The following is a 25,114-nucleotide window of genomic DNA, read 5'->3' on the forward strand; positions in this document are numbered from 1 at the left end:
CGGGGCGGGAGTTTACAGCAGGAGCGTTAGTTGCAAAGTCTCTGAAGCACTTTGTTTAATGGCGGGAGGTGTAGGATATTTCCTAAACTAGTGTCATACATTTAAAATCTTGAGTTTTATGTTGTTCCGGGTTTTTCATGGGGCTGTGATTTTTTGTTCGGGCAGAGAACCCGAAGGGCAAATGTAACGGTATAGAATTAGAGGCGATGACTGAAATGCCGCCGACAGTCACGAGTTTTTTGTCAGCGGCGGGAAGTTCAGCTTTGGTACATGCGAATATCGCGTATAACCTGGAATACGTCTGGCCCTAAGCCGGGAATCGGTTTAAGAAAAGCCGTTCGCTGTAGAAGCCATGAAGGGCCACTGGATGCTGCTGTATTAGTTGCCGATTGCTGGTTGACCCTGGCGTTAGGCCCTTTCGTCGGCCGCGGGTTCGGTTGAGGTGGCACACCCCTCAAGATGGACGCTCTTGGAATCTCCCCATCCCTAACCAATCCGGGTACGGCCAAATTCGCTGGGGCAGACCCACGTCGCGCAGCTATTCCAGGCGCGGCCTGCAAATCGTCAAGTGATCTCCTCAATATCTTACTTCCTTGGTCTAAAGCCTTGGTCGTAGCCTTGAGCGCGCTTTTAACCGCACTTTTCAATAGCATCCCACCGACGTCCAAAGGTATCGCGGCGTAGCCGACGTATTCCCCTATCCGAAGGGCTGTGTCGTCTCCTTTCGCCGCACCATAAGCAGTGGCAGCCGTTGATGCAGCACCCAGAACGGTCCCTGCCGCCAGCACCCCGGTTGCGACGTAGGCCGCCGCCTGTGAGGTCATCGTGATACCCAGGACCGTTACAGGAACCGAGGCGGGCGCGGCCAATCCAAACGATGCATATGTCGCGTAGGCACCTGCTGCCGTGAACGCTACGCCAACCGCAAGCATGACCCAGGTCATCATTCCAATACCCCCCGACATCTCTGCAGGTATCTCATCCTCATCGGGTCGTCGCAGCCTGCCACTCTGGGAGCTGGCGTCATGCCCGGTGGGGTCGCGCCAGGCAATGGGATTGCCCAGGCAATAGGTATAGGGGTTGACCCCGCCTGCACCAAAGGGGCTCAAGGAGTCAGGGCTGTGAAAACGCATCATGCCCGGGTTGTAGGCTCTGTAGCCGTTGCCCAGCAGGTACCAGCCCGTATCTGTCTCGCACACCTCGCCGTTGAACCCGGCAACGCTGAGCAGCACGTCATCGCTGTGGCGTTCTCCGTAGGCGCTGTAGACAGCCGTTCGCAACGTGTCCTGCTGGAACTCACCGAGAACGCTCTGGTTCGCATCCGTCAGCGACAGCAGGGTTTTGGCAGGTTCTCCGATGATCTGCTGGCCTATGGGTTGCTCGTCAATGTGCAGAAACTGAGTACGTCGGTCGTCCTGCACCGTGCTGCTCAACTGCTGGCCCTGATAAAAACGCAGTATTTCGCTGTCACTGCCATTGCGGGTGGTGGCCAGATGATTATGGCCGTCGTACGTGTAGGTGTTGATGGGCTCACCCGCCGGTTTTGCCACCCGAAGAAGGCGGCTCTGGCTGTCGTAGTGCAACTGGTTGCCATGCTCGTCAGTGCACTGATTGCCGTTGGCGTCATAGCTGAACGTCGGGTCCGGCGTGTCCCGTGGAGGCCTGTAGGTGATGCCCAGTAACTGGCATTGGTCCTCGGAGTCGGGGTCACCCTCTTTGCCATAGCGGAAAGTGGCTGTTTCAGTGTTGCCGTCGGCAAATTTGGTATAGCTCAGGGTCATGTTGTCCAGCTCGTCGAAGGTGAACGTCTGGCTGAGCATCGCCTTGTCGGAAGCGTGCACTGGCAACTTACTGCCTGAATAGGTGATGCCGGTCAGCCGGGCTCGGGTGTCATACCTGAACTCTTCCAGCAGCAGCGTGTTGCCCGCTTCCCGCAAGTGGCGGCTTCGCATGAGCCCGTCGGGTTGCCATTGCTGTTCCAGCGTACGTACAGGGTGATTGCCGGCAATCTGCGTCCTGAGCACTTCCTGCCCTTGGTCGTCATATTCCATACGGTTTATCAGGCGGGTCCCGGCGACGATGTCATGGGTTGTCATCTCGCAGGGCTGACCCAGTGTGTCATACCGGGTGGTCACCTTCACGTTGCCCTGAGCGGCACTTTCGAGTCGGCCGAACGAGTCATACCGGTAAGTCGTTTCCACGCCTTTGACACTGTTTTTGACGCCGCCTCTAACCCGGCCCTTGACTACGTCTTTAACCGGGTTTTTGACCTCTTTTTGTTCGACATCGGTGCGATACATCGTACGGCCCTGCAAGGATGTCCGATGCAGGGTTTGCCAGGTCCGGCCTTGCAGATCTTCCCAGGTCTCTTTGGTCAGCTGGTTATGCGCGTCATAAGCGTAAGCGCGCTTGCCCTGCTGATTAGTGGCAGAGACCAGGCGGGCACTGACGTTGTCATAGTCGAAACGGGCAGCGTCATCCGGTGCAGTACTGGAGACGATCTGGTCGGTGAGCTCCCGCTTGTAGGTGTAGCTGATGGCATCACCCATGGCCGTCGTGCGGGTTTTGACCTGCATTTGACCATCCTCGTACTTGTAGTGCTCCACACGCTGCCCTGCCTGCGTCCGTGTCAGACGGCCCAGCCCGTCGAACTTCTGTTCGCCTGTCAGGGTTTTGGTAATACCGTCCCGATGAATCACGCTCAGGCTGGTCGGCAGCTCGGTGGTGCTGAACGGTTCATATTCACGATGTGCCTCGCTGCTATCCGGCAAGCGTGTTCTGACCATGCGCGACCAGGCGTCATAGCTGAACAGGGTTGTGTCGTCTGACTCGTCAGTCTGCTGCGTGCAGCGCCCCATTCCGTCGTAGAGAAAGGTTTGTGAGCCCAGATCTTCTCCTGCTGCGTTCTGGCTCTTGATCTTGTCCGGTTTGCCGAACATGTTCAGCCAGGTCTCGCTACGACCACTGATCAGAGGTTCTGCGTCACTGCTTTGCACCCACGTCTTCTGGACCGGACCGTTATGTTCTTCACTGCCGATGGGGTCGTAGTACTGGTGGGTCTGTACGCCGTGATCCGAGGTAATGACAGACTGGCGGTTCCAGTCGTCGTAGGTGTAGGTACTTTGCGTGGTGAACCGTTGCTGGTTGTCGAACCAGTCGTAATCCATTTCGTATTGCACATTGTTCCAGGCGTTGTATTGCGCTGTATGGATCATGCGCATCGCTTTCAGATCATTGCTGTCGATGTGGTCCCGTTCCTCGAGTATTGCCCGGCCCAGGCCATCCATGACAGAGCGAGTCCTGACCTTGCGGGCGTCGGTCAGCACTTGTTCTGCATGCTGTCCCGGAGCGGAACACAGGGTGTACTCGTACTCGCGACTGGCTTCATAGCCAGCACTTGAATTCGGTGCGATCGTTTCCTTGGTAAGCCGGTTGAGCGCGTCATAGGCATAGCGGATCTCCACGCCTTCTTCCAGGGTCATCAGCACCTGGCCGGTCAACAACGACTGCTGTTGCTGCTTGCTTATGCGGGCATTGTCGAAGCCGATAGTGGTGATCTCTATCAGCTGTACCGGGACCTGCAAGTGTTCGCTGTTGTCCTTGTTGTTGCCCTTACCCTTGTTCTTGCGGTTGCTGCTGTTGCTGTGACTGATGCTGGCGTGGCTGTACTCGTAGACGGTAACGGTGTCCTTTCCATTCAGGGACTCGATATTTTTCCCGGTTCGACCATGCTGGAAAGGCGCGTCCGGCTGGTTGATGTGCTCCAGCAGGATCTTTTGCAACTCCACAGAGGTTCCATCGCTTTCAAGCTGCAGCAGTGTTTCGGTTTCCGGCACGATCCAGTCGGGTAACTCGCTGCCGGTCAGTGCAGGCAGCGCGCTGTAGCGATAACGTTTGGACAGGGTAGGGGCCCCTGGCTGCGACGACAGGGCGGGTTTGACCACTTTTTCTTTCAGTCGTGAGACAAACCCTTCCGCATCGGCCGGGCAACCGTCGCCACCGGCGGCCGGGTACCAACTGCTGACTTCTTGGATCCCGTCGGCGCGTGTATGCACCAGCGGATTGCCGTAACGGTCATAGGTATTGGTGACGGTTTCTGTGCGCGTGCGCTCAGGCTCGTCCAGCCGTTGCCAACGGGTGGTGACTTCGCTGGGTAGCTGACAATCGTCGGGCTGTCTGGAGTAATGCACGTCCTCCAGGATGTTGTAGGCGGTGGTGACCGTTTGCTGGTTTTTGTTCTGGGTGGTGACTTCGCGGGTCTGCAAGTGAAAGCGGTTGAAGGTGCGCTCTATGCTGCGCACGGCCTTGTTGTCGACCCACAGGCTTTCGGTACAGACATAGTTGTACTCCTGCAGATATTTATAGAGGTTGTCCAGGCCGTCGTCTTTCCAGGCGATGGGCAACCCGGCACCGAGAAAATTTCGTGAGCGTTGCTGGCCGTCCTTGTAGGTATATCGCACATCGACCTTTGCCTGACTGAGGCCGGGATCGGTGATGTGTCTTGTCACTCTGGGTATGGGCTGGCGAGCGGCGCTGGATGGAAACGCATGGCCTTCATCCTGATAGTAAATTTCTTCGCTGCTTCCAGAGGGCGTCTCTACATGGTTGATGCATAACTGATTGCCGTTCTTCAGGGCATATTCGAAGCGCCACGACGCATTGTTCTCGGTGGGCAGGGTGATGCACGTTACGTGTTTTGTGCCGGTGAGGGTCATCAAAAAGCGCGCCAGTGGAGTACCGCCAGTGCCCGCGTACGGATGCAGTTTCAGCTCGACGGATGTACTACTGCGTGCAATTGCCAACAGCGTCTGACCCAGGTCGTCAGTGATCGAAGCAAGTCTGTAGGTGCTGCTGTTGAACACCGTGTGCTCGAGCGCGATGCTGTGTCCCGACGGGGCGATGATCTTTACCGCCCAGGCCATTTTTTTATTACCGCTGCTGTGCAGCTTGAGGATTTCCATCAGACCTGATTTGTGCACCACCCGGTAAGACGTATCGTCCTGTTTGTAGAAGTGGAAGGTGTCAATTTTCTTCTCGGTCATCGTCAGTAGACCGTTGCTGCCGGTGCCGTCGACCCGGAAGGTCTCGCCTGTGCTCAGGGACAGGATCTGGGTGGCAGGGTCGTACTGCGACAACTGCAGGTTCCAGCCCAGGCCGTAGCCGCTGTCCAGCGTATTGAGCTGATTGTAGGACAGGTCGAGTCGGAACCCTGGCCCGCGCAGGTCATTGCTCTGCAGATCGGGCATGCTGATCGATATGTTGTAAAGCCCGGTGCGTGGGTCGACGCCGCTTTTCAGACAACTCATGAAATTGAGCGCGTTGGAGTGCACGGAAGTGGAAGCAGCCATGGAGCGGACCTCGCTGATTGATGCGTGCCAAGCGCAGCGGTGTCTGACGATTGTGCAGTCCTTGCGCTCTGGTCATTGACGACCCCCAAGCCTGAACGCCCTGAGGCGTCCGTGTGGCTGGAAGTCTTGCCTAACCCTAACAGTCCTTACCCGGGCAACAACCTAGCAGTAGTGCTAGTGGGCAACCGATGGGCATCGGCGTAAAAAAAGTCCTATCCGCACTTGCAGGGTCAACCCTTGCGACCTACCCATTTCAGCGGAAACGAGAAAGGAGTCTCACTCATGGCGCTGAATTTCCCCGCCCCCAAGGTGCCTGACTTGCAGCAGCCCGGGAACTACCTCGATCTGGATCAGTTGGGCAGTGCCGACCTGACCACCTGGATCGACTACCCAGGGATCAAGAACGGCGATCGGTTCATGCCCAACTGGCGAGGTTGCGGCGCCCTGGGCGAAGTGGACGACTACGTCAACGATTTGATCGAGGTCGCGGGGCTGCAGCCTGAAGGTATGCTGCTGATGATCACTAACCCGTTGCTGATGAGGCTTGACCAGGGCTGGGTGTTTTACTCGTATGTAGTCGAAGGCAGCATCGAGGAATCCCAGCGCCTGTTCTTCTATGTCGGCAAACGTCCGTCAGCCGCCGCCGGGCTGGGGGTGCCGCAATGCAAGGAGTCTCACGATCTGAAGCTTGACCCCGGCCTGCTGTGGGATCTTTCTGAGCTGTCGATCGTGACGCCGTCGTATCTGGCCATGCGCGAGGGCGACAGAGTGACCCTCACACTGGATCTTTATTACAGTGACGGCAGTTTCGCGCTCCCTGTTATCCTGTCCCGGGTATTGGCGCTGGAAGAGGTGGGCCAGCCTTTGCAGTGGTCGATACCGACTAACGAACTGGTGCCAATTGAAACGGGTGGCTTCGCGCTGATGAGCTACCTCATCGAGTACGGCGATCCCGCATTGACAACGGTTTCGGTCACCCAGTCGCTGGCCATGGTCATACCCTCCTTGGCGTTATTGCCGGCCTTGAAGATCAAGGATTTCAGCGGCGGCTCACTGGACCCGGAAGCCTTCCCTGGCGGCATCACCCTGCTGATCGATCCTTTCGGCATGCAGATCAATGACGATGTCGTGGTTTACATCTCCAGCGGCAATCAGCTGGTGCAGACCCTGAGGGCCGACATATCCAATATCGACAGTGGCGTGCTGCAGTTCTCGCTGGCGAAGGCCTGGCTTTCTGCCAATAACGGCAAGAACATCGAGCTGATGTATCAGTATGCGCGACCGGGCCATGCCGCCAGCTCGTTGCCGCTCAAGGTAACGCTGAGCCGTCCGCTCGATCTTCCTGTGCCCGTTATCGACGACGCCCAGATCGAGAGCGCTGAAGAATGGGGAGTAGTGGGCTATATCCATGCCTCGTTGCTGCTGAGCGGGGTGAGAATTCGCATACCGAAAGATGTGTTCATCGGCGACGACTACACGATACAGATGCACTGGGAGGGCAATACAGGCACGGGCAGCTTTATCGCCGATCCTTCGCCAGACAACCCGCACCTGTTCATCATCCCGTCCACAGCGGTCCCGGCCAATATGGACAAGTGGGTGAGCGTCTATTACAGCGTCGTTTCACCGTTGCAATCAGGCACTTCGCCAGTCTTCAAGCTGGAAGTCAGAGGCCTGGGCCCCGTTTGGCCATATATCCAGATCATGCGACCACGCGTTACCGATACCCTGCTTTACCTTGGCTGTGTGCCACCGGAAGGTGCGCTTCTCGAGCTGGCATCCTGGGCCTACATGGCACCCGGGCAACGGGTACGAATCAAGGTTACTGGCTTGTCCCAGTCGGGTTCGCCACAAGCGCTCGGGCTACGTACCGGCGCCGCCGAACCGCTCACTGAGGCGGAATACGATGCCAGGCAGGTGCCGGTGATCATCCCGAGGGATTTCCTGGACAGTCTGCAAAGAAAGAGTCTGACCAACATCGTCACGGTCGAAGTCAGCTTTGATGACGGGGCGAATTACACACAGTTTCCGTCTATTAATTTCATCGTACTGGATGGTCTTTTTTTATAGGCCGGCAGGCTGGCGCAGGACGCAACAGCCACTGGCATGACCCCACACATACACGGACGTAACCCCATGGCCAATAACACGCTGAACCACCTGACTGAGTGGATGAAAGACCTCGACAATAATGTTATGTGGGGTTGGGACTCCATCGCTGCAATGGCCCGAGGCAAGGTGAATAACCTGTTGCTTCAGGAGTATGTCGCGCGTTTTTCGTCGGATACCTATCTAAAGCCTGTGAGCGGAGAGGTGAGACTGAGCGAAGGGTTTAAAGAATGCATTCACAATTTTATTCTGGATGCGCCCAGGCTGGCCTTCTCGAACGATAACCTCGGTCAGTCTCATGCGACATTGACCTGTTCGATCCTGGGCGGAACCCAATTGACGATGAAGAATAACGTCGATAATTGGGAAGCCTACAGGGTCATCCATATCGATGCGCTGCAAGGTCCGAAGCTGACACTGGATCTCGCGCTGGAAAGGGTCCCGGGCAATATCGAGAGCGATGGCCGGCTGCGGCTCGACCTCAAGGACAGTGACAATTTCATTCTTACCTTCGCGGCTGACAGGACTGACCGCGCACTCGGCGGAGCTTTTTTCAAAGCCTTGTTCAATGCGTTGCCGGACGAGGAGCGCATATGGACGCTTGGCGTGATCAAGCGTGGCACGAATAATCTGATGCACCCACAGTCTTTCAAACTGCGCACCCAGACCAATCCCGCTTCACCTCTCGACCCGCATGCCGCCAACTACGGCGACGGGGCCGTGTTGGTGTTCATTCGTCTGGAAGGCAGTCAGGAAGGCGGCGACATCCCGGTAGAGTACCAATACCTGATACCGGATGATGTCGGGAAAGATTACTCGGCCACCGTGTTGTTCAGTGCGGAGCGTACGTTCAAGGCGGCACTGTTCATAGGTGAAGTGACCAAGACCATTGCTTCGGTTATTGAAGGCGTGGTGTTCAAACCTGTTCATGATGGCTCCGGCCGACTGGTCAAGGCGACGGCCACGTCGGGGAGACTGAAGACGTCCGAGTCGAGCAGCCAGGATGTCCAGGTTCAAATCGATGGCGTGTCAGTCCTGGCAAATGTTTACAAAACCGAGACCTGGCTTGATGCGTTGGGGAGCACGCCTTTGTCTGTGGAGCTCATTGCCGATGGCACGGTGGCATTGACCTGGAAGTCCAAAGCAACCCCCGGCGTTGTGCTTACGTTGCCAGGCCATGGGGCGCTGCTGGTCATGAGCAAGGTCGTCACGGTCGATGTACGGTGCATTTATACCTTCGCCGAAGAAAACAACGACTTGGTTTTGATCCCCAGCCTCACGATAAACACCATCATCGATGGCCTGACTTTCGTGGAGATCCCTCCACCAGCAAACAGCTTTTCATTACTGTTTTTAATAGAGGCGGTAAAAAGCAATTTTGAGAAGTTGAACAAGGACCCGTTCGAGTCCGACATCAAAGCCGCACTGGCACGCAAACTCGCTACTCGTGTGCCGATCAGTTCGTTCATCCGGGACAGTATCGATCTCAATTTCAACGAAGCCATTGTGCCTGATGTACTGCGTGGGCCCAGAGACATAGCCGCCTTCGGCCGCATCAACAGCTCCGGGGCAGACTTTGTCGTCAGCCCGGCGGAGCATCTGATGGTGGTCGACAGTTCCACCACCTTCTCCATTCAACCGCCGGGTGCGAATGTGACCTGGAGTGTCGAACGTCTGCAGGGCGATGCGCAGAACTTCGGTGCCATCAATGGCACCGGCCGATATTACGCGCCAGAAGCCTCTTTGACCGAGCTTGCGTTCACGCGTGTTCGGGTGACGGCCACTGACATGAACTCCAACTATCAGAGTTCGGCGCTGGTCACGATCGTGACCAACCCGATCACCGTCAATCCGTTGATTCAGGTGTGTGACGCCGGGCAGATTGTGGAGCTTGAGGCAGGTTCGCTCGGCACAGAAGAAATGCACTGGTCGCTCAAGGATCCGGTTCCCGGCGAAAGCGGTGTTCTGGAGGGCAGTGCACTGGCTGATGGTGATCACCGTTACGTCGCGGCGCACAAGGTGCCCGGCAAAACCTATGTTCTGGATCAGATAGTCGTGACCGGCGGGCAGGCGAGTGTTTCGTCGTGGGTATTGGTAAAGCATCAGACCCCATTGATAACGGTGAAAGTCGTAAAAACCGTGGAGGTTTCTGAAGTTCTGGAGGTTGCGAAGGTCGACAAGCCCGTGGACGTTGTGACCATTCGTGCCGATCAGGTTCAACTGCAAGCGTTTGCCAATGCCGTTGCGCTGCCTGGCGTCAAATGGAGAGTAGGCGCCGGGAGCGGGAGCATCAGTGACGGCTTGTACACCCCCGACATATCGTCGACTGACCGGTTTGTGCTTATTTTTGCCGAGGCCGATCATCCAGTCTTTGACGTCATGGAGGGGCATATCATATTGCCGCTACCGGTGGGCGGGTTTGCCCCGGAGCTGGAATTGATGAAGGGCAAAGAAGTACCGGCGTCCTGACCGAATGCGCATCGGTCTTTGTATATCAACATCACAGGAGGTGATGTCATGGCTGGTTATTCAGCGGAAAGTCTGCTGGCATGGATGAAAAATACCACGCGTCTCAGAGGCTGGGACGCGATCATTGCTCTGGATGGCGACAAGGTCAACGAGCTCCTCGACCAGGTTTACCAACAGAGTCTGGCCCAGGGAATGTCGCGTCCGGTGCCGGACGGAAGTATCACGATTCCCGATACACATGATTGCCATATTTTCTCGGGCTGCGTTCTCGGGCCACCAGGCTTGTCGTTCAAGCACAGCGTTCTGGAGCATTCGCTGCTGGCCTGGCGCATTTCAGTTATCGCCGGTTTGCATACCGTGATAGAGAACGCTCAAGGGCAGCACAATATTCACAGAATCGCAGCCTACGACCCACTGAACGCGCCAGGCCTGGATTTCGATCTGGAACTGAGCAGTCAAAGCGCGGATCTGGTGGTGGACCTTGGTCTGGCTGAAAACCTTTCACTGGATTTTCCGGGCGGTTCTACCGAACGAGAGAAGATCGGCGACTTTTTTCAGGATTGGTTCAGCAACCCGGAAAATCATGAGCAGCAGTTCAGGCTGGGTATTTTCAACGAGCAGAGCAACGAATTGCTCAATGTACGTAGAATCGATGTGCGATCACAGCTTGAAAGCCCCGATGCTGTATCGGTCCATAAAAAAGGCGCGTTGCTGCTGTTTGCGACCATGGAATACGGCGTGACGGGCGGGATTCCGGGTGGCGACTCCGACTTCCGTTACCTGATTCCCAACGATGCTCAGCAGTCGTACTCGGCGACCGCTGTGTTTTCCTCTCACGCACTGCACCGTGCTGCCTTTGGCCATGCGGTGATACAAATGCTGCAAGCGCCTGACTTCAGTTTCAGCGTTCCGGACGATAAACCGCTGCAGCGGATGGTCGCTCAGGCCGGCACGTTTGCAGTTCCGGCTGGAGAATATCGCAGCGCGGAATTCGTCTTTGAATCGGAACCGTTCAGCGTTCAGGCCTTCAACGCCCAGCATCCCCTGACCATTGACTTCGAGTACGCCCAGACCACGCAGACCTGGGAATTTCCCTGCACGCTGGGCTTTCGCTACAGAGCGCTGGACAGCGATGAATGGCAATCGCACAACGCTACCTTCAACATCAGCCTCAGGCATGAGTTTCATCTGACCGAAGGTGGGTCGGATGGTCAGGCAGTGGAAGGGCATCTTTATACACCTTACCTGTTCGACCATGAAGTCAGCGCCGCTCCAGGAACACTGAACAACCTGAGTTCCGGGGAGCTGGAGCAGGTCAATGGTTTCGTGGCCTACACCGTCAAGCACGCGTTGCTGCAAGGGTTGAGCAAAACCCTGGATGCAACGGGCGCCGAGCGTTTTCTGGGCGGCTGGTTATTGCCTGACGAGCAAGTGTTGCAACCTGTACTCAAGCGCCTGCCTTATGACCAGGTCGTGTTCGGACGCATCGATCCCGGTGCGTCGACGTTCAGTATCGCCGGGCACCAGGCATTGATCGCTACGGGAGAAGCGCTGCAATTGACCACCCAGCCTGCGCGGTCGGGCATCGTCTGGACCCTGGAAGATCCATCGGATGACGGTACTGAAGGTTTGGGAGAAATCGATAAGCAGGGTCGGTATACGGCGCCCGCAGCGCTGCCCGCAAAGCAGGGTTTTCAGCGTGTACTGATCAAGGCGATGGACCCGGTGTCGGGGCATTACAGTACCGCTGTGGTGACGGTGCTCACCAGCAGCGTCAGCGTCAGCCCGTTGATTCAGGTGTGTAATCACGGTCAGCGGGTAGCGCTTACAGCACGCAGTTCGCGTGCAACCAGCCTGAAATGGACGGTGGTCGATCCGGTAGCCGGAGAAAGCGGGACGCTTGAGGACGGCGTTGATGCATCGCATGAGAAGTTTTACGTCGCCGGTGCAGGGGGGGCAGGGAATACCTATGTCCTTGACACAATAACGGTCAGCGACGATCAGCACACCCAATCGATTCAGGTACTGGTCGTTCGCCACCCTCCGATGCTGTTCATAACGCTTGCCAGCGTCAATGATCAGCGTGCCGAGCTGAAAGTCGTCGTCAATGGCCGTGACCTTCCAGTCACCTGGAGTATTGACGGGCCGGGCTCTATAGACGCCACGGGTGTGTACAGCAGTGATGCCAAAGCACCCGAACGCTACGTTGTCGTGTTTGCAGAATTTGAAGACGAGGTTTTTGGCACAATGGCCGGGCACTTGATTCTGCCGCTGCCATTGAGTGGTTCCTCCGGTGTGTTGCAGGCACTGACCGGGACAGCGGGGGGCACGGCGGCTAACGCAATGCCCCGTTCATTGAGCGGTATTGTGCAGCGAGCGGGTGCAGGTACCTTGACCCAAGGCTGGGGAGCCGTCGCGGCAGTCAGTCGCAGCGAGCTCAACCGGCATATAGAGCAACAATACATCGAGCGCTATCAGGATCTGGCCTTCTTGCCGTTGTTCACCGGCGACATCGTGGTGGATGAGCGACAAGGCGACACTGTTCGTCTGAAACAGGTCGAGCTGGGCGTGCCGGTCCTGTCGTTTCTGCCTGACTCGCCGGGCTCCAGCAGTGTCCTCGTCACGATGAACATCGTGTCTGGCCGTTACAGCGGCTTGCATCAGCCGGAGGGGAGTGTAACTACCGTGTCCGGCAGCTTCATCATCAGCGAGCCCATGGGCTTCAGGCTGGCGATGACTGTCGAGCTCTTCGTGGATGAGGAGGGGCATGTGCTGCTCGATCTGGCCGGCGGGGCTGGCGTTGCCTGTAGTCTGGGGGGCGTCAATGAGGCGATCAACCAGCGACTGGCGGATTTCTTTGCTGAGGCGTTCAAGGACATTGCGCTTCATCGCCGGGTTTTCTCAGTGCTGCAGGCACAGCTCAATCGCTACCATGTTCAGACTCCAGGCAGCTTGCGGCTTGTTACCCGCGCCGCGCCGCGTTCAAGCGATGCGCGCATGGACACGACCGGTGATGGCGCGCTTGTGCTGTTCATGCACGCGCAGGATAGCGACGCCGAAGGCGTGTTTCCGCCGACAGATGATTTCGTTTATCCGATACCTGATGATCGTGGGGCAGACGGTCAGTCAACCTACGGCACGGTGCTGATGCTCTCGCAGGAGACTCAGTCGATGATCGAGCGTGAAGGCCTGCAGGTGGCGGACAGCCTGAAGTTCACCGGTGGATGCGTATTCGAACCACTTGAGCAGCACCGCCCGGATGACCTGCTGTTGTTTGGCGGCCTTCGGTCGAAACAGGCCAGTATCACACCCCTGTTCTCGACCCTGACGGCCGGGCAGACCCAGCGTTTTGTCCTGTGCAACCCGCAAGACGAAGAAATACCGGCCACCAGCTGGAGTGCATTAAGCATTCAAAGCCACCTGGCTGCCGGAAGCGGCAGCATCTCTTCCAGCGGCGTCTACACGGCGGCGGGTATTGAGGCGATCGGCCATGACGCGCTGCGCGTGGTAATCACAGCCACGTATGAAGAGTCAGGCGCTGTCGTCAAGGTCTCGGCGCTGGTGGGTGTGGTATCACGCAGCATGGAGTTGGCGCCACGTGTAACGGTAGTGCCAGGGGGGGCTGCGCTGCAAACGGTCTCGCTGGCGGCTTCGACGCTTGACGGCAGCCCGGTGAGCTGGGCGTTGCTGGGCTCCGAGCTTGGCAGGTTGAGTGAGGCCGGCAAGGGCGCGCTTTTCAGTCCGGATGCCAGGTCCGGGAAAAGAGCGCTGGCCGTGCAACAGATAGAAGCGTCGGGCAATGACCTTGGCATCGCAACGGTGCTTGTTGCCAACGGGCAGCAAATGCTGCGTGTCGAGCCGGCTTTCGTACCCAGAGCACGGCCAAAGGTAGCGGTGCAGCTACAGGATGACCGCGCACTGCTGCCCGGGCTTGAGCGACGCTGGAAGGTGGTGGGGGGGCCAGGCACTGTTGATCGGCAGGGGCTTTTCATGCCTCCCGATCAGACGCTTGTCGCCAGTAGCGTGGTGAGCTGTGAAGTGGTGAACAACGGGGTGGTTCTGGCGTGCGGCTATAGCGTCATCGAATTATCCGAGGTCATCGATGAAGGCAGTTGGACCGAAATGTCGATGTTTACCATCACGGTCCCTGGCTCGTCATCGCCTGACAATACCAAAGGTAATCTGTACCCCAACGGTTATCAGCAAATCAGGCTGCAGGTCAAGACCCAGGTGATGCCGGACAACGAAATCGAGTACGAGCTGAGTCCCACTGAAAGGGCCTCCATGCGTCTGGTAGACGATGAAACCGGCCAAAATATCGAGTCAGTACTCCCCCCTCTCGACGGCATGTCCGAGGGCGATAAGCAGGCGTGGCGCGTGCGCAGTCAACATAACCGTTTCGAGCTGTCCGGGACCGGCATCTCCGCTGCTGAATCGGGCCTGGATGCGCAACGGCCAGTCGTGCAGGACTTCTACCTGCACAGTCGGGCGGAAACGGGTTTTGTCGGCGTCTTCCACGCGACCTTCCGGGCCGACGCTACCGGCTTTTGGTGGACCTCTGTGCGGTATGAAGATGTGAACAGCACGGTTGAAATAACGCCGCGACGCTTGCCAACGTTCGATTCCCGCAATTACACCTTCCTTCCTCGGCGTGCTCATGGGGATGGCGGAGATCCTCCGGTTGAGCCGCCGGTGGAGGGGCCTCCGGACTTCGGTGAGGATGTGCATTTCGATTACCAGTTCGAGACTACTGATTACTGGACGCTGGCTGCCATTAACCCCGATACCCAGCAATGGGTGAGTTTCCAGACGCTGAAGTTTCTGCCCTCCGAGCCTGACAGTGATGTGATCAATACGTCGATCATTCTTTGGGAGAGCCAGCAGGAAAACGAAGTCATGTTCAGCTGGACGGGATTTATCTTCGACGACCCGGCGGTTCCCGGTGATGTAAGCAAAGTGCACTTCGACGACGCGCTTCAGGACGTGATGGGCGATATTAAGTCGTTGGACATTGACGTCAAGATGTCCGTATTCGAGGCCGGCAAACTGGTCATCAGCCTGCACCGCCTCCGGGGCCTTCAATACATCCCGGAAGGTGACCCCGCACGCGATAAATTGACGGGTGAACTGGTAGTTCTGTTGGTCGATAAGCAAGGCAATGCCCATAAACGGCGAATCGGTTTTCTGGCCGACGGCGCCGGTAGGCGCAACCGTCTCATGCATACCTTCTATTCGGAAACGCTGCCCGAATGAGGCATTGATGCAACACACTGACAGGGAGTCATTATCATGAATGCGTTAAGTAAAACCTTGGCCTGCATGGCGCTTACGGGTTTGACAGGCTGTACGCTCGTCCCGTCCCACAGCCCCGTGCCAAAGCCCCAGGCACAGGCGGTTCGACTGATCATGCTCGCAGCAAACGCTGATGGCGGAGGCAAGAACTGCACCTTTACCGCCCAGGACGACACGGTTTATCTCAACAAGGGCGATCATTCGTGCACGAACGATGAGATGAGTTTTATCAAGCTGGATAATGTGCGCTCAGCCATGAAGATTTACCTGGAATCCAGAGACTGTAATGATTCGGGAGGCTGGGTATTTGGGCTCGAGACGTATATCGACCCCTTGACAACAAAATGGATATCCATCGACCAGCTCAGAAGCAAACCGGTCGGCACCATCGTCAGTCGCGGCGTTGTTGTGATCAAAGCGTATGACGGTGATGAAAATATAAAAGGCAAGTTGTCCTGCGTCCGTGTCGATGTATCGAGTTAGTCGTTAGTACAACTGAACTTGTCAGGCCTGCTTAACCGTCGCCCCCGTGGGCGGCGGTTATCTTAATACATAACGTTCGAGGTTCATGGAACATGACAGCATCGACTTCCGTACACTCCAACGCGTTCAACTTTCTCAGTTATGTACAGAGCGGCGTTGACCCCCGCACCGGGCAATACACGGTGGCGATCACCTTGCCCGACGTCAAGACCAACGGATTGCGTGGCCCGGGCATGCCGCTGGCACTCAGTTATAACCCTCTCAACCGCCTGGACAGCGGCTTTGGTCTTGGCTGGAACCTGCCATTGTCGCAGTACGATCCTGGTAACCAGATCGTATCGCTGAGCAGCGGCGAGACATTCAAGGTCGATAGTACCGGCAACGGCCAGATGCTGATGTCGGAAAAGAAAATCGACAGCTTCCACTTGTACAAGGAGGACGATAACCACTACCGGGTGATGCACAAGTCCGGTCTGGTTGAGCAGCTTGAAATGCGCGGCAGCGGCACCAACAGAGTCGCGCTGCCGGTGCGCGTATTTGCCCCTGAAGGCCACAGTGTCACGCTGGGTTATGCCTCTTTCGGCGTGCATCAAATGCTCAGCGAAATCAAGGATGACTCGGGTCAGGTCCTGCTCGGCATCAGCCGCGACGCAACGTCGGTGAAGCTGCGCATGACCACTGGCGAGGGCCCGGATGCGACCTTCGTGATGGTGCTGGCCGGATCGAATCACCATGTCAACCGTATCGAATTGCCGACCGACAATGCTGCTTCCTGGCGTTTTGCATACAGCACGATCCGTGAGCATTTATGCATCACGTCGGTGGAAACACCCGTTGGCGGTCGGGAAGAGGTCTTTTATACCGACAGCGGCCATCAGTTTCCTGCGAGGGCGGCACGTCCCGCTCTGCCCAGAGTCACGCGCCATCGCACGACGCCCGGCCTGGGTCAGGCGCAAATGGACGTTTATTACACTTACCAGGACAGCGCCGGGCGCGAGCGCAACTTTCTGGGCGCAGGGCTGGATATCGCCTGGGAAGACAATGGTCTGGACAATCTGTATCGATACCTCGGGGCGGAGCCGTACGAGTATTCGTCGACCGAGACATGGCGTGTCCAGGTCGCGGGCAAGGCTGATGCCGAGCGCAGCATCGAACGGACCTTCAACCAGTTTCACCTGCTCACTCGAGAAACCACGCGCAAGAACCTCACCGTCAAGCAGGTGGACACTCGTTACTACATCGAGCCGGGACAACCCTTTTTGACTCAGCCAGCCTACTGCCAGTTACCCAAAGAGGTGCAGACCACTTGGCGGCTGTCGTCAGACGGCAGTGTGCCGCGCAGCGAGACTGTCAGCAGCACGTATGACAAGCACGGTAATCTGCTCACTCAGACTCAGGCCAACGGTGTGGTCGAGGTCAGTGAGTGGTATCCGGCCGCCGGTGAGGACGGATGCCCGCCAGACCCCGAAGGCTTCGTCCGCTGGATGAAAAGCAGCAAGGTCATCCCGGCCTTGTCCAGCTACGGCAAGGCACCGGTCCTTGTCACCCGCTATCGCTACCTGGCGTTGCCTGCGGTGGATGGCGGCCAGCGACAGGAATGGCTTGCACCGCAAAGCGAGACCTTATTGACGCAGGCCCCTGAGCAGGAACAGCAACGCACGACCTATGAATACTTCGATGAGCCGAGCAACGCAGCCCTGCACGGTCGGCTCAAACTGCAGCAAGTGATCATGGGCGGGAAGGTGACCAGCACAGCGTATGCCTACAGCATCTGCAAGCGCTCCTTCGAGACCCCGGCCCAAGGCTCGCCTGATGGCTTCGCTGAGCGCTTCGTTAAGGGTTCCCCTGAGAGCAACCGTTACGCCGCGATGGTGCTGCAAACCGTACAGACCGTGACCGGCTTCGATGGCGCGAAGAAGGTCATCACGCTGGAGGATTCTCTGCTCAACGGCGAACCCTTGCTCAATCGCGATGACAACAATGTGGAAATTCGCTACGTCTACGACAGCCTGCGTCGTGTACTGAGTGAAACCGTGGCACCAAATGATGAAACCTACAGGGCGACCAGAAGTTACGAGTATCAGCTATGTGCCAAGGCGACTGATCGGGCCATGCAGACGCTCATCGACGTCAAGGGGGTAAAAACCTGCAGTCATTTCGATGGCCTCAACCGAGTCGTCTATGAGGAGCGGGATGACGCAGATAACCCTGCGCGCGCCGGCAAGCCTCGCCAGACCTACGCGGCTGTTTACGATGCGTGGGGGCTCATGGTCAGTGAAACCGAGTTCGACTGGCTGGGCCAGCAGGATCTGGCGCTCAAGAGCGTCTTCGAATACGACGATTGGGGCGAACAGCGCTGCGTCACCGGCCCGGATAACGTCAAGACGTTCGAAGAGACCGACCCCATTGGTACGGCGCAATCGCAGGGCCCGATTCAGCGTAGCTGGATCGAAGGCAACGGTGGCGGGAAGAGCGAGTTCGCCGAGACCTGGATGAACCTGTTCGAACAGCCGACCCGCAGCGAGCGAAAGGATCAGGCTGAAAACTCGGTCAGCCTGAGCCAGTACCATTACGACGGCCTTGGCCGCCGTGTCGAGGAAATTGTCGGGGAGGCAAACGGCGGGCGGCGCACCACCTCTGTTTACGACGTCTTCGATCGGGTGATCGAGTCCACATTACCAAGCCGGGCCATCGTGCGTCGCAGCTATGCAAGCTACAGCAGCGAAGACTTGCCCGTCAGTATCGGCATCGAGCACAACGGCAAAAGCATTGTGCTGGGAGAGCAGGAGTTCGATGGGCTGGATCGTCTGGTCAGTTCTGTCACCGGTGGGCGTAAACGTACGCTTGTTTACGACCCCGGTCTGCTGCAACCCAAAACGGTAACCCTGCCCAGCAAGCGGAAAATCGACTATGAATACAAGCCCCAGGTCGGCGATGAGCCGTGGCGCAGGGTGCAGTCCGAAGCTGTGCCTGAACCTGAAACCACTCGCGAAGTCGATCCGCTGAAAGAGTCGGGGCCGGCCCGGATTGCGGAGCCGGGTGTGGCTGCCGATTACACTTACGATGAGCAGAATGCTCGTCTGATTCATTCCTCGGAGCAGGGCGAGACACTGGATCGCACGTATTACAGTACCGGATCGCTGAAAAGCGAGAAGCGTACCTCGGCAGGCAAAACCTACGACATGTTCTACAGCTACAGCCGACAGGGTCTGCTGCTGTCTTACACCGACGTACTGGGACAGGAGCAGGTCAATCGCTATGACAACTGCGGTCGTCTTTACGAAACCTCGCTGGGTGAGGTCTATTCAACGTTCGACTACGACACTGTCTTTGGTCGCCTCGCAAAAATCACCACCACCGACAAAGCCGACAGCAGCCGCGAAAGAACCGTCGCGATCAGCCTTGAATATGATGACCTGGGTCGGGAAGTAAAGCGTACGTTTGACCTCGACGGTGTCGAGCAACAGATGGTTCAGGTCTATGACGATGTGGATGACATGGTCCAGCGTACCCTGAGCCAGGGCACGGAAATACTCCGTGACGAAGCCTACCGCTACGATACATCCGGTCGCCTGATTCAATACCAATGCACGGGAACTCAACGGCCGGTGGACCCCTATGGCAGGACCCTGCTCGCGCAGAATTTCATTTTCGATGGCGCGAACAACCTGACGGTTGTCACGACCCGCTTCGATGGCGGTACCAACAATGCCCGGTATTTTTACGAAGGTGACGATCCCGTGCAGTTGAGCCGGGTAACGAACAGCAATGATCAATATTACCCGGCTGAAATCAAACTTCGCTATGACCTGGACGGCAATCTGGACATAGACGAAGCCGGGCGCACGCTCAAATACGATCCCCTCGGCCGCCTGATCGAAGTAGGCACGCCGTCAGCCGGCATTCACTACCAGTATGACCCCCAGGACCAACTGACCGGGGAGACCCGTGGCGGCGACAGGCACCTGCGCTTCTATCGCGACGGAGAGCTGGCCAATCAACTCGGTAGCCATGCCCAGAGCACCTTCATGCGTGGCGACGACTACCTGCTGGCCGAACAGCAGATCGATCGGACGGTGCTGCTTGCCACCAACGACAGTGACAGCGTGCTCGGTGAAGTCGATGCCAACGGGATCAATCGGAGGTGGTATACGGCTTACGGCCACGCTAGCGGCGAAGATCCACCGCACGGCAGACTGGGGTTCAACGGCGAACTGAGCGAGGCGGATACCGGCTGGCAAATGCTGGGTAATGGCTATCGGGCCTACAGCCCGGTGTTGATGCGCTTCAACAGTCCCGATAGCTGGAGTCCGTTTGGCGAGGGAGGGGTGAATGGGTATGCGTATGTTGAGGGCGATCCGGTGAACAGGGTGGATCCGTCGGGGCATAGTCCTTGGGGGGCGTTGATCAGGCTTCTTACGGCGCCTCTCAGTTCGACGGCCAAGAATATCCCCAAAAGCCTCCTCAAGACCAGATACAGTGAGTCAGCCCGATTAAGTAGAGTGACGGCTAAGGATGTCGTAAATATTGACAAGCACGTGGCGAGACAGGCGGTAAAATCGGATGTCGCGTTCAAGGAACTGAAAAGTGTTCAGACGAAACTTGATCTTGCAGTTTCCAAAGGGCTTGATACTTCAAGGCTCGCCAAAGAATACAAAAAAGCACAAGCAAACTATCAACCGTTTCAGGACCTGTACGAGGCTTCAACGTTTGCCAAAACTAATGTCGGGCAACGAGCGATCACTCCATATGCAAGAGATGTGTTCAAGCGCTCGGCGAAAGAGTTTGATATTGATGAGGCTGTCGCTGCTCAACAACAAAGGATAGCGCTGGGTAACAAACGGGCGAAGCCCAGTGACATAAGACTCCCCGAGGGTGAAAGACATTACTTGGGTTCGAATCCTGATTACTAACCTGGTGCTTTAGCATAACCGGTCAACGACCTACCTCCCGTTGCCCGGTTTAAACCAGACGCTTGAAGTACGTTTGTATATCACTCCACCAAAATAACCCCCTGCCTGATCGCCATCACCAATGCCGCCTTCAATGACGTCACCCCGAACTTGCGGCGGATATTGCTGGTATGAAAGTGCACGGTCGCTTCCGAGCAGCCTTGTATTCGGGATATCTCCCAGGCGGATTTGCCGAGCGCCACCCATTCCAGGACTTGTCGTTCCTTGACAGTCAACTGGACAGTGGCGGGTGTTGCTTGGGAAGGCGGCGTGGTGCCGGGTGGTTTTCCATTGTCGCGAAGCATGGTGAAGTCCTTTCCCTGAAGATCGCCGCACCACGATACCCCTGCATCCCCTAACGCGAACCTGACATAAATGACAGCGCCGCAGGGCCGTGAAGGCCTTGCGCCGTCAAGGCTGTAGCGCTTTTTTACAGCTTCTTTACGCCCCGGCCAGCCTGTCGATCTCGCGCCTTTACACCCTGCCTGCGGACAATCACCTCACGCGGCCTGCGCCGTACCGGTGTTGCCTGATGGGGGAAATTTCAATGAGCGTTATGGATGGTATCTCTCTGCTGATGGGAGTCGGGCTGTTCATCTATCTGCTGGTGGCGCTGTTGCGCGCCGACCAGAGTCAGGAGTGATCATGCACAGTTACGATTATCTGTTGATCCTGGCCTTTCTGGTCCTGCTGCTGGCCCCCGCGCCGTGGCTGGGACGTTTCTATTACCGGGTCATGGAAGGCGAGCGCACCTGGCTGAGCCCGGTGCTGGGGCCGGTCGAGCGCGCCTGCTACCGGATTTCCGGCGTCGACCCGAAAACCGAACAGTCCTGGAAGCAATACGCCTGGGCGTTGATGGCGTTCAACCTGGCGGGCTTTGTCGTGCTGTTCGCCATCCTCATGCTGCAAGGCATGCTGCCGCTCAACCCGCAGCAATTGCCGGGCATGGAGTGGTCGCTGGCCTTCAACACGGCGATGAGCTTTATCACCAACACCAACTGGCAGGCCTACAGCGGCGAAGCGTCGCTCAGCTACCTGAGCCAGATGGTCGGCCTGACCGTGCAGAACTTCGTCAGCGCCGCGACCGGCCTGGCAGTGCTGGTCGCGCTGTGTCGCGGTATCAGCCGTCGCTCGTCGCAGAGCCTGGGTAACTTCTGGGCCGACATGACCCGCGCCACGCTCTACGGCCTGTTGCCGATCAGTATCGTGCTGGCGGTGTTTCTGGTCTGGCAGGGCGTGCCACAGAACTTTGGCCACTACATCGACGCACTGACCCTGCAAGGCGCTGACCAGAGCCTGCCGATGGGCCCTGCGGCCAGTCAGATATCGATCAAGCAACTGGGCACCAATGGCGGCGGCTTCTTCGGCGTCAACTCGGCGCATCCGTTCGAGAACCCCACTGCCTGGAGTAACCTGTTCGAGCTGGTATCGATCCTGCTGATCCCGGCTGCACTGGTGTTCACCTTTGGTCACTACGTCAAGGACATGCGCCAGAGCCGCGCGATTCTCGGCTGCATGCTGGCGCTGCTGTTGATCGGCGGCGCGGTCTCGCTGTGGGCCGAGTACCAGCCCAACCCGGCACTGAACATCGCCGGTGTCGAACAGACCGCACCGCTGGAAGGCAAGGAAACCCGATTCGGCACCACCGGTACGGTGCTGTGGTCAGTCGCTACCACTGCGGCTTCCAACGGCTCGGTCAATGGCATGCATGACAGCCTCAACCCGCTGACCGGCATGGTCGCGCTGGTCAACATGATGGTTGGCGAAGTGATCTTCGGCGGCGTCGGTGTCGGCCTCAACGGCATGCTGCTCAACGTACTGATCGCTGTGTTCCTCGCAGGTCTGATGATTGGCCGTACCCCGGAATACCTGGGCAAGAAGCTGCAAGCGCAGGAAGTCCGACTGCTGGTCGCCACCTTGCTGGTGATGCCGGTGGGCGTGCTGGTGCTGGGCGCGATTGCTGCCAGCCTGCCAGGCCCGGCCGGTGCGATCAGCAACCCTGGCGCACACGGTTTCAGTCAGTTGCTGTACGCCTATACCTCGGCCACGGCCAACAACGGCTCGGCGTTCGGCGGTTTCAGTGCCAACACCGTGTTCCACAACCTGATGCTCAGCCTGGCGATTTTCATCGGCCGCTTCGGTTACATCCTGCCGGTGCTGGCCCTGGCCGGTAGCCTGGCCATGAAGAAGACCGCGCCGCAGGGCCAGAACAGCTTCCCGACCCACGGCTTGCTGTTCGTCACCCTGCTGACCGTCACGATTCTGCTGGTGGGTGGCTTGACCTTCCTGCCTACCCTGGCACTGGGGCCGATTGCCGAACACCTGAGCCTGGGTTTCTGAGGAACCGATCATGAACTTACCTATTAATCCTGCAAAAAATGCTGCTGCGAAATCTACTGAATCGCAGGCCGCCGAATCGGCAAAAACCGGAATCGCGGCCCTGTGGCGTCCGGCGCTGGTGCAGGCGTTCGTCAAGCTCGACCCGCGTCAGCTCAAGCGTTCACCAGTCATGCTGGTGGTGGAACTGACCGCCATTCTGACCACCGTGCTGTGCGTGATCCCCAACCCGCAGGTGCCGACTTCGGTCTGCGTGCAGATCGCTCTGTGGCTGTGGTTCACCGTGTTGTTCGCCAACTTCGCCGAAGCGCTGGCCGAAGGCCGTGGCAAGGCGCGCGCCGACAGCCTCAAGGCGGGCAGCGAAGGGCTCAAGGCTCGTATCAGGGACGACAACGGCAGCCTGCGCATCATCAATGCCAGCGAGTTGCGCAAGGGCGACGTGGTGCGGGTCGAGATCGGCGAAATGATTCCCGGTGACGGCGAAGTCATCGAGGGCATCGCGGCCGTCAACGAGGCCGCGATTACCGGCGAATCTGCGCCAGTGATCCGCGAATCCGGTGGTGACCGCTCGGCCGTGACCGGCAATACCCGGCTGGTGTCCGACTGGCTGCTGATACGCATCAGCGCCAACCCCGGCGAATCGACGCTGGACCGCATGATCGCGCTGGTCGAAGGCGCCAAACGGCAGAAGACCCCCAACGAAGTCGCGTTGGATATTCTGCTGATCGGCCTGACCCTGATCTTCCTGTTGGTGGTCATCACCTTGCAGCCGTTCGCCCACTTCGCCGGTGGCAGCCTGCCGCTGGTATTTCTCGTGGCGCTGCTGGTCACGCTGATTCCCACCACCATTGGTGGTTTGCTGTCGGCCATCGGCATTGCCGGTATGGACCGCCTGGTGCGCCTCAATGTGATTGCCAAGTCCGGTCGCGCCGTGGAAGCCGCGGGCGATGTGCATGTGCTGCTGCTTGACAAGACCGGCACCATCACCTTTGGCAACCGTCGCTGCGCTGCTGTCTACGCTGCACCGGGTGTGACGCCCAAGGAGCTGGGCGAGGGTGCTTTGCTGGCCTCGCTGGCCGACGATACGGCAGAAGGCAAATCCATCGTCGAGTTTCTGCGCAACCTGCACCCGATGAACGAGCCGACCCTGAGCTCGGTGACGGCCGTGCCGTTCAGCGCTGACACACGTCTGTCCGGCGTTGATTATCAGGGCCACGTGTATCGCAAGGGCGCGGTGGATTCGCTGCTGGCTTTCATCAACATGCAGCGCAGCGAGCTGCCGCCTGCACTGGCCCGTGAGGTCGACAAAATTGCCAAGACCGGTGGCACACCGCTGCTGGTCTGCGCCAACGGTCGGTTGTTGGGCGCGATCCATCTCAAGGATGTGGTCAAGCCAGGTATTCGCGAACGCTTCGAAGAGCTGCGCAAACTGGGTATCCGTACCGTGATGGTCACCGGCGACAACCCGCTGACTGCCGCAGCGATTGCTGCCGAGGCCGGTGTCGACGACGTGCTGGCCGAAGCCACGCCGGAGAAAAAACTGGAGCGCATTCGCCAGGAGCAGGGCGAAGGGCGTCTGGTGGCGATGTGTGGCGACGGTGCCAACGATGCACCTGCACTGGCGCAGGCCGACGTCGGCATGGCGATGAATGACGGCACCCAGGCGGCGCGCGAAGCGGCCAACATGGTTGACCTCGACAGCGACCCGACCAAGTTGCTGGACGTGGTGCAGATCGGCAAGGAACTGCTGGTTACCCGCGGTGCGCTGACCACCTTTTCGATTGCCAACGACGTGGCCAAGTACTTCGCGGTACTGCCCGCACTGTTTGCCTCGATCTACCCGCAACTGGGCGTGCTCAACGTCATGAAACTGGCCAGCCCGCAGAGCGCGATTGTCTCGGCCATCGTTTTCAACGCGCTGATCATCGTCGTACTGATTCCGCTGGCCCTGCGTGGCGTGCGTGTGCAGGCGGCCAGCGCCGCTCACTTGCTGCGTCGCAACCTGCTGATCTATGGCCTGGGCGGCATCGTTGTGCCGTTTCTCGGCATCAAGCTGATCGACATGCTGCTGGTCGCACTCGGCCTTGTTTGAAGCCTGTGCTGCATGCCGGTCGGCGTGCAGCC

At 58.0% G+C, this 25,114-nt stretch carries 10 protein-coding genes; 8 read left to right on the plus strand and 2 right to left on the minus strand.

From position 1 onward, the window contains the following. Positions 1–257: 257 nt before the first annotated feature. Entirely contained in the window at positions 258–5,348 is a 5,091-nt protein-coding gene (locus tag LCH65_RS11585; protein WP_226439485.1) for an RHS repeat-associated core domain-containing protein, read from the minus strand. A gap of 282 nt (positions 5,349–5,630) precedes the next feature. On the opposite strand from LCH65_RS11585, the gene LCH65_RS11590 reads away from it, so the two are divergent. The 5 genes from LCH65_RS11590 (at position 5,631) to LCH65_RS11610 (ending at position 20,614) form a co-directional block, all read left to right on the plus strand. Then, positions 5,631–7,418, plus strand: a complete 1,788-nt coding sequence (locus LCH65_RS11590) for a hypothetical protein (protein WP_096105290.1) — start codon at positions 5,631–5,633, stop codon at positions 7,416–7,418. Positions 7,419–7,484: 66 nt separating this feature from the next. After that, positions 7,485–9,926: a hypothetical protein gene (locus LCH65_RS11595; RefSeq protein ID WP_058415988.1), complete on the plus strand. Its 2,442-nt coding sequence runs from the start codon at positions 7,485–7,487 to the stop codon at positions 9,924–9,926. Between the two features lie 48 nt (positions 9,927–9,974). After that, positions 9,975–15,179: an imidazole glycerol phosphate synthase gene (locus tag LCH65_RS11600; protein ID WP_226439486.1), complete on the plus strand. Its 5,205-nt coding sequence runs from the start codon at positions 9,975–9,977 to the stop codon at positions 15,177–15,179. A gap of 36 nt (positions 15,180–15,215) precedes the next feature. After that, positions 15,216–15,701 carry a hypothetical protein gene (locus LCH65_RS11605; protein WP_058396457.1) on the plus strand — a complete coding sequence of 162 codons (486 nt, stop codon included), beginning with the start codon at positions 15,216–15,218 and terminating at the stop codon, positions 15,699–15,701. Between the two features lie 92 nt (positions 15,702–15,793). Beyond that, positions 15,794–20,614, plus strand: coding sequence for an RHS repeat-associated core domain-containing protein (locus tag LCH65_RS11610; RefSeq protein ID WP_058415990.1), 4,821 nt, complete (start codon positions 15,794–15,796; stop codon positions 20,612–20,614). Between the two features lie 80 nt (positions 20,615–20,694). Here LCH65_RS11610 and LCH65_RS11615 read toward each other — a convergent pair whose 3' ends face one another. Next, the gene (locus LCH65_RS11615) at positions 20,695–20,958 is read right to left on the minus strand and encodes a helix-turn-helix domain-containing protein (RefSeq protein WP_003433074.1); all 264 of its coding nucleotides are present in this window, start codon (positions 20,956–20,958) and stop codon (positions 20,695–20,697) included. A 242-nt stretch (positions 20,959–21,200) separates the two neighbouring features. Between LCH65_RS11615 and kdpF the strand changes: the two genes are divergently transcribed. From kdpF to kdpB, 3 genes are read left to right on the plus strand one after another with little or no spacing between them, the layout of a single operon-like run. After that, positions 21,201–21,296 carry a K(+)-transporting ATPase subunit F gene (kdpF, locus tag LCH65_RS11620; protein WP_003406089.1) on the plus strand — a complete coding sequence of 32 codons (96 nt, stop codon included), beginning with the start codon at positions 21,201–21,203 and terminating at the stop codon, positions 21,294–21,296. Between the two features lie 2 nt (positions 21,297–21,298). Then, on the plus strand, positions 21,299–22,993 hold the full coding sequence (kdpA, locus tag LCH65_RS11625) for a potassium-transporting ATPase subunit KdpA (RefSeq protein ID WP_003433073.1): 1,695 nt from the start codon (positions 21,299–21,301) through the stop codon (positions 22,991–22,993). A 10-nt stretch (positions 22,994–23,003) separates the two neighbouring features. Continuing rightward, the gene (kdpB, locus tag LCH65_RS11630) at positions 23,004–25,082 is read left to right on the plus strand and encodes a potassium-transporting ATPase subunit KdpB (protein WP_054081885.1); all 2,079 of its coding nucleotides are present in this window, start codon (positions 23,004–23,006) and stop codon (positions 25,080–25,082) included. The last annotated feature ends 32 nt before the right edge of the window (positions 25,083–25,114 follow it).

Source organism: Pseudomonas sp. MWU16-30316, assembly GCF_020515645.1.
In the GTDB taxonomy this organism is placed as follows: domain Bacteria; phylum Pseudomonadota; class Gammaproteobacteria; order Pseudomonadales; family Pseudomonadaceae; genus Aquipseudomonas; species Aquipseudomonas cerasi.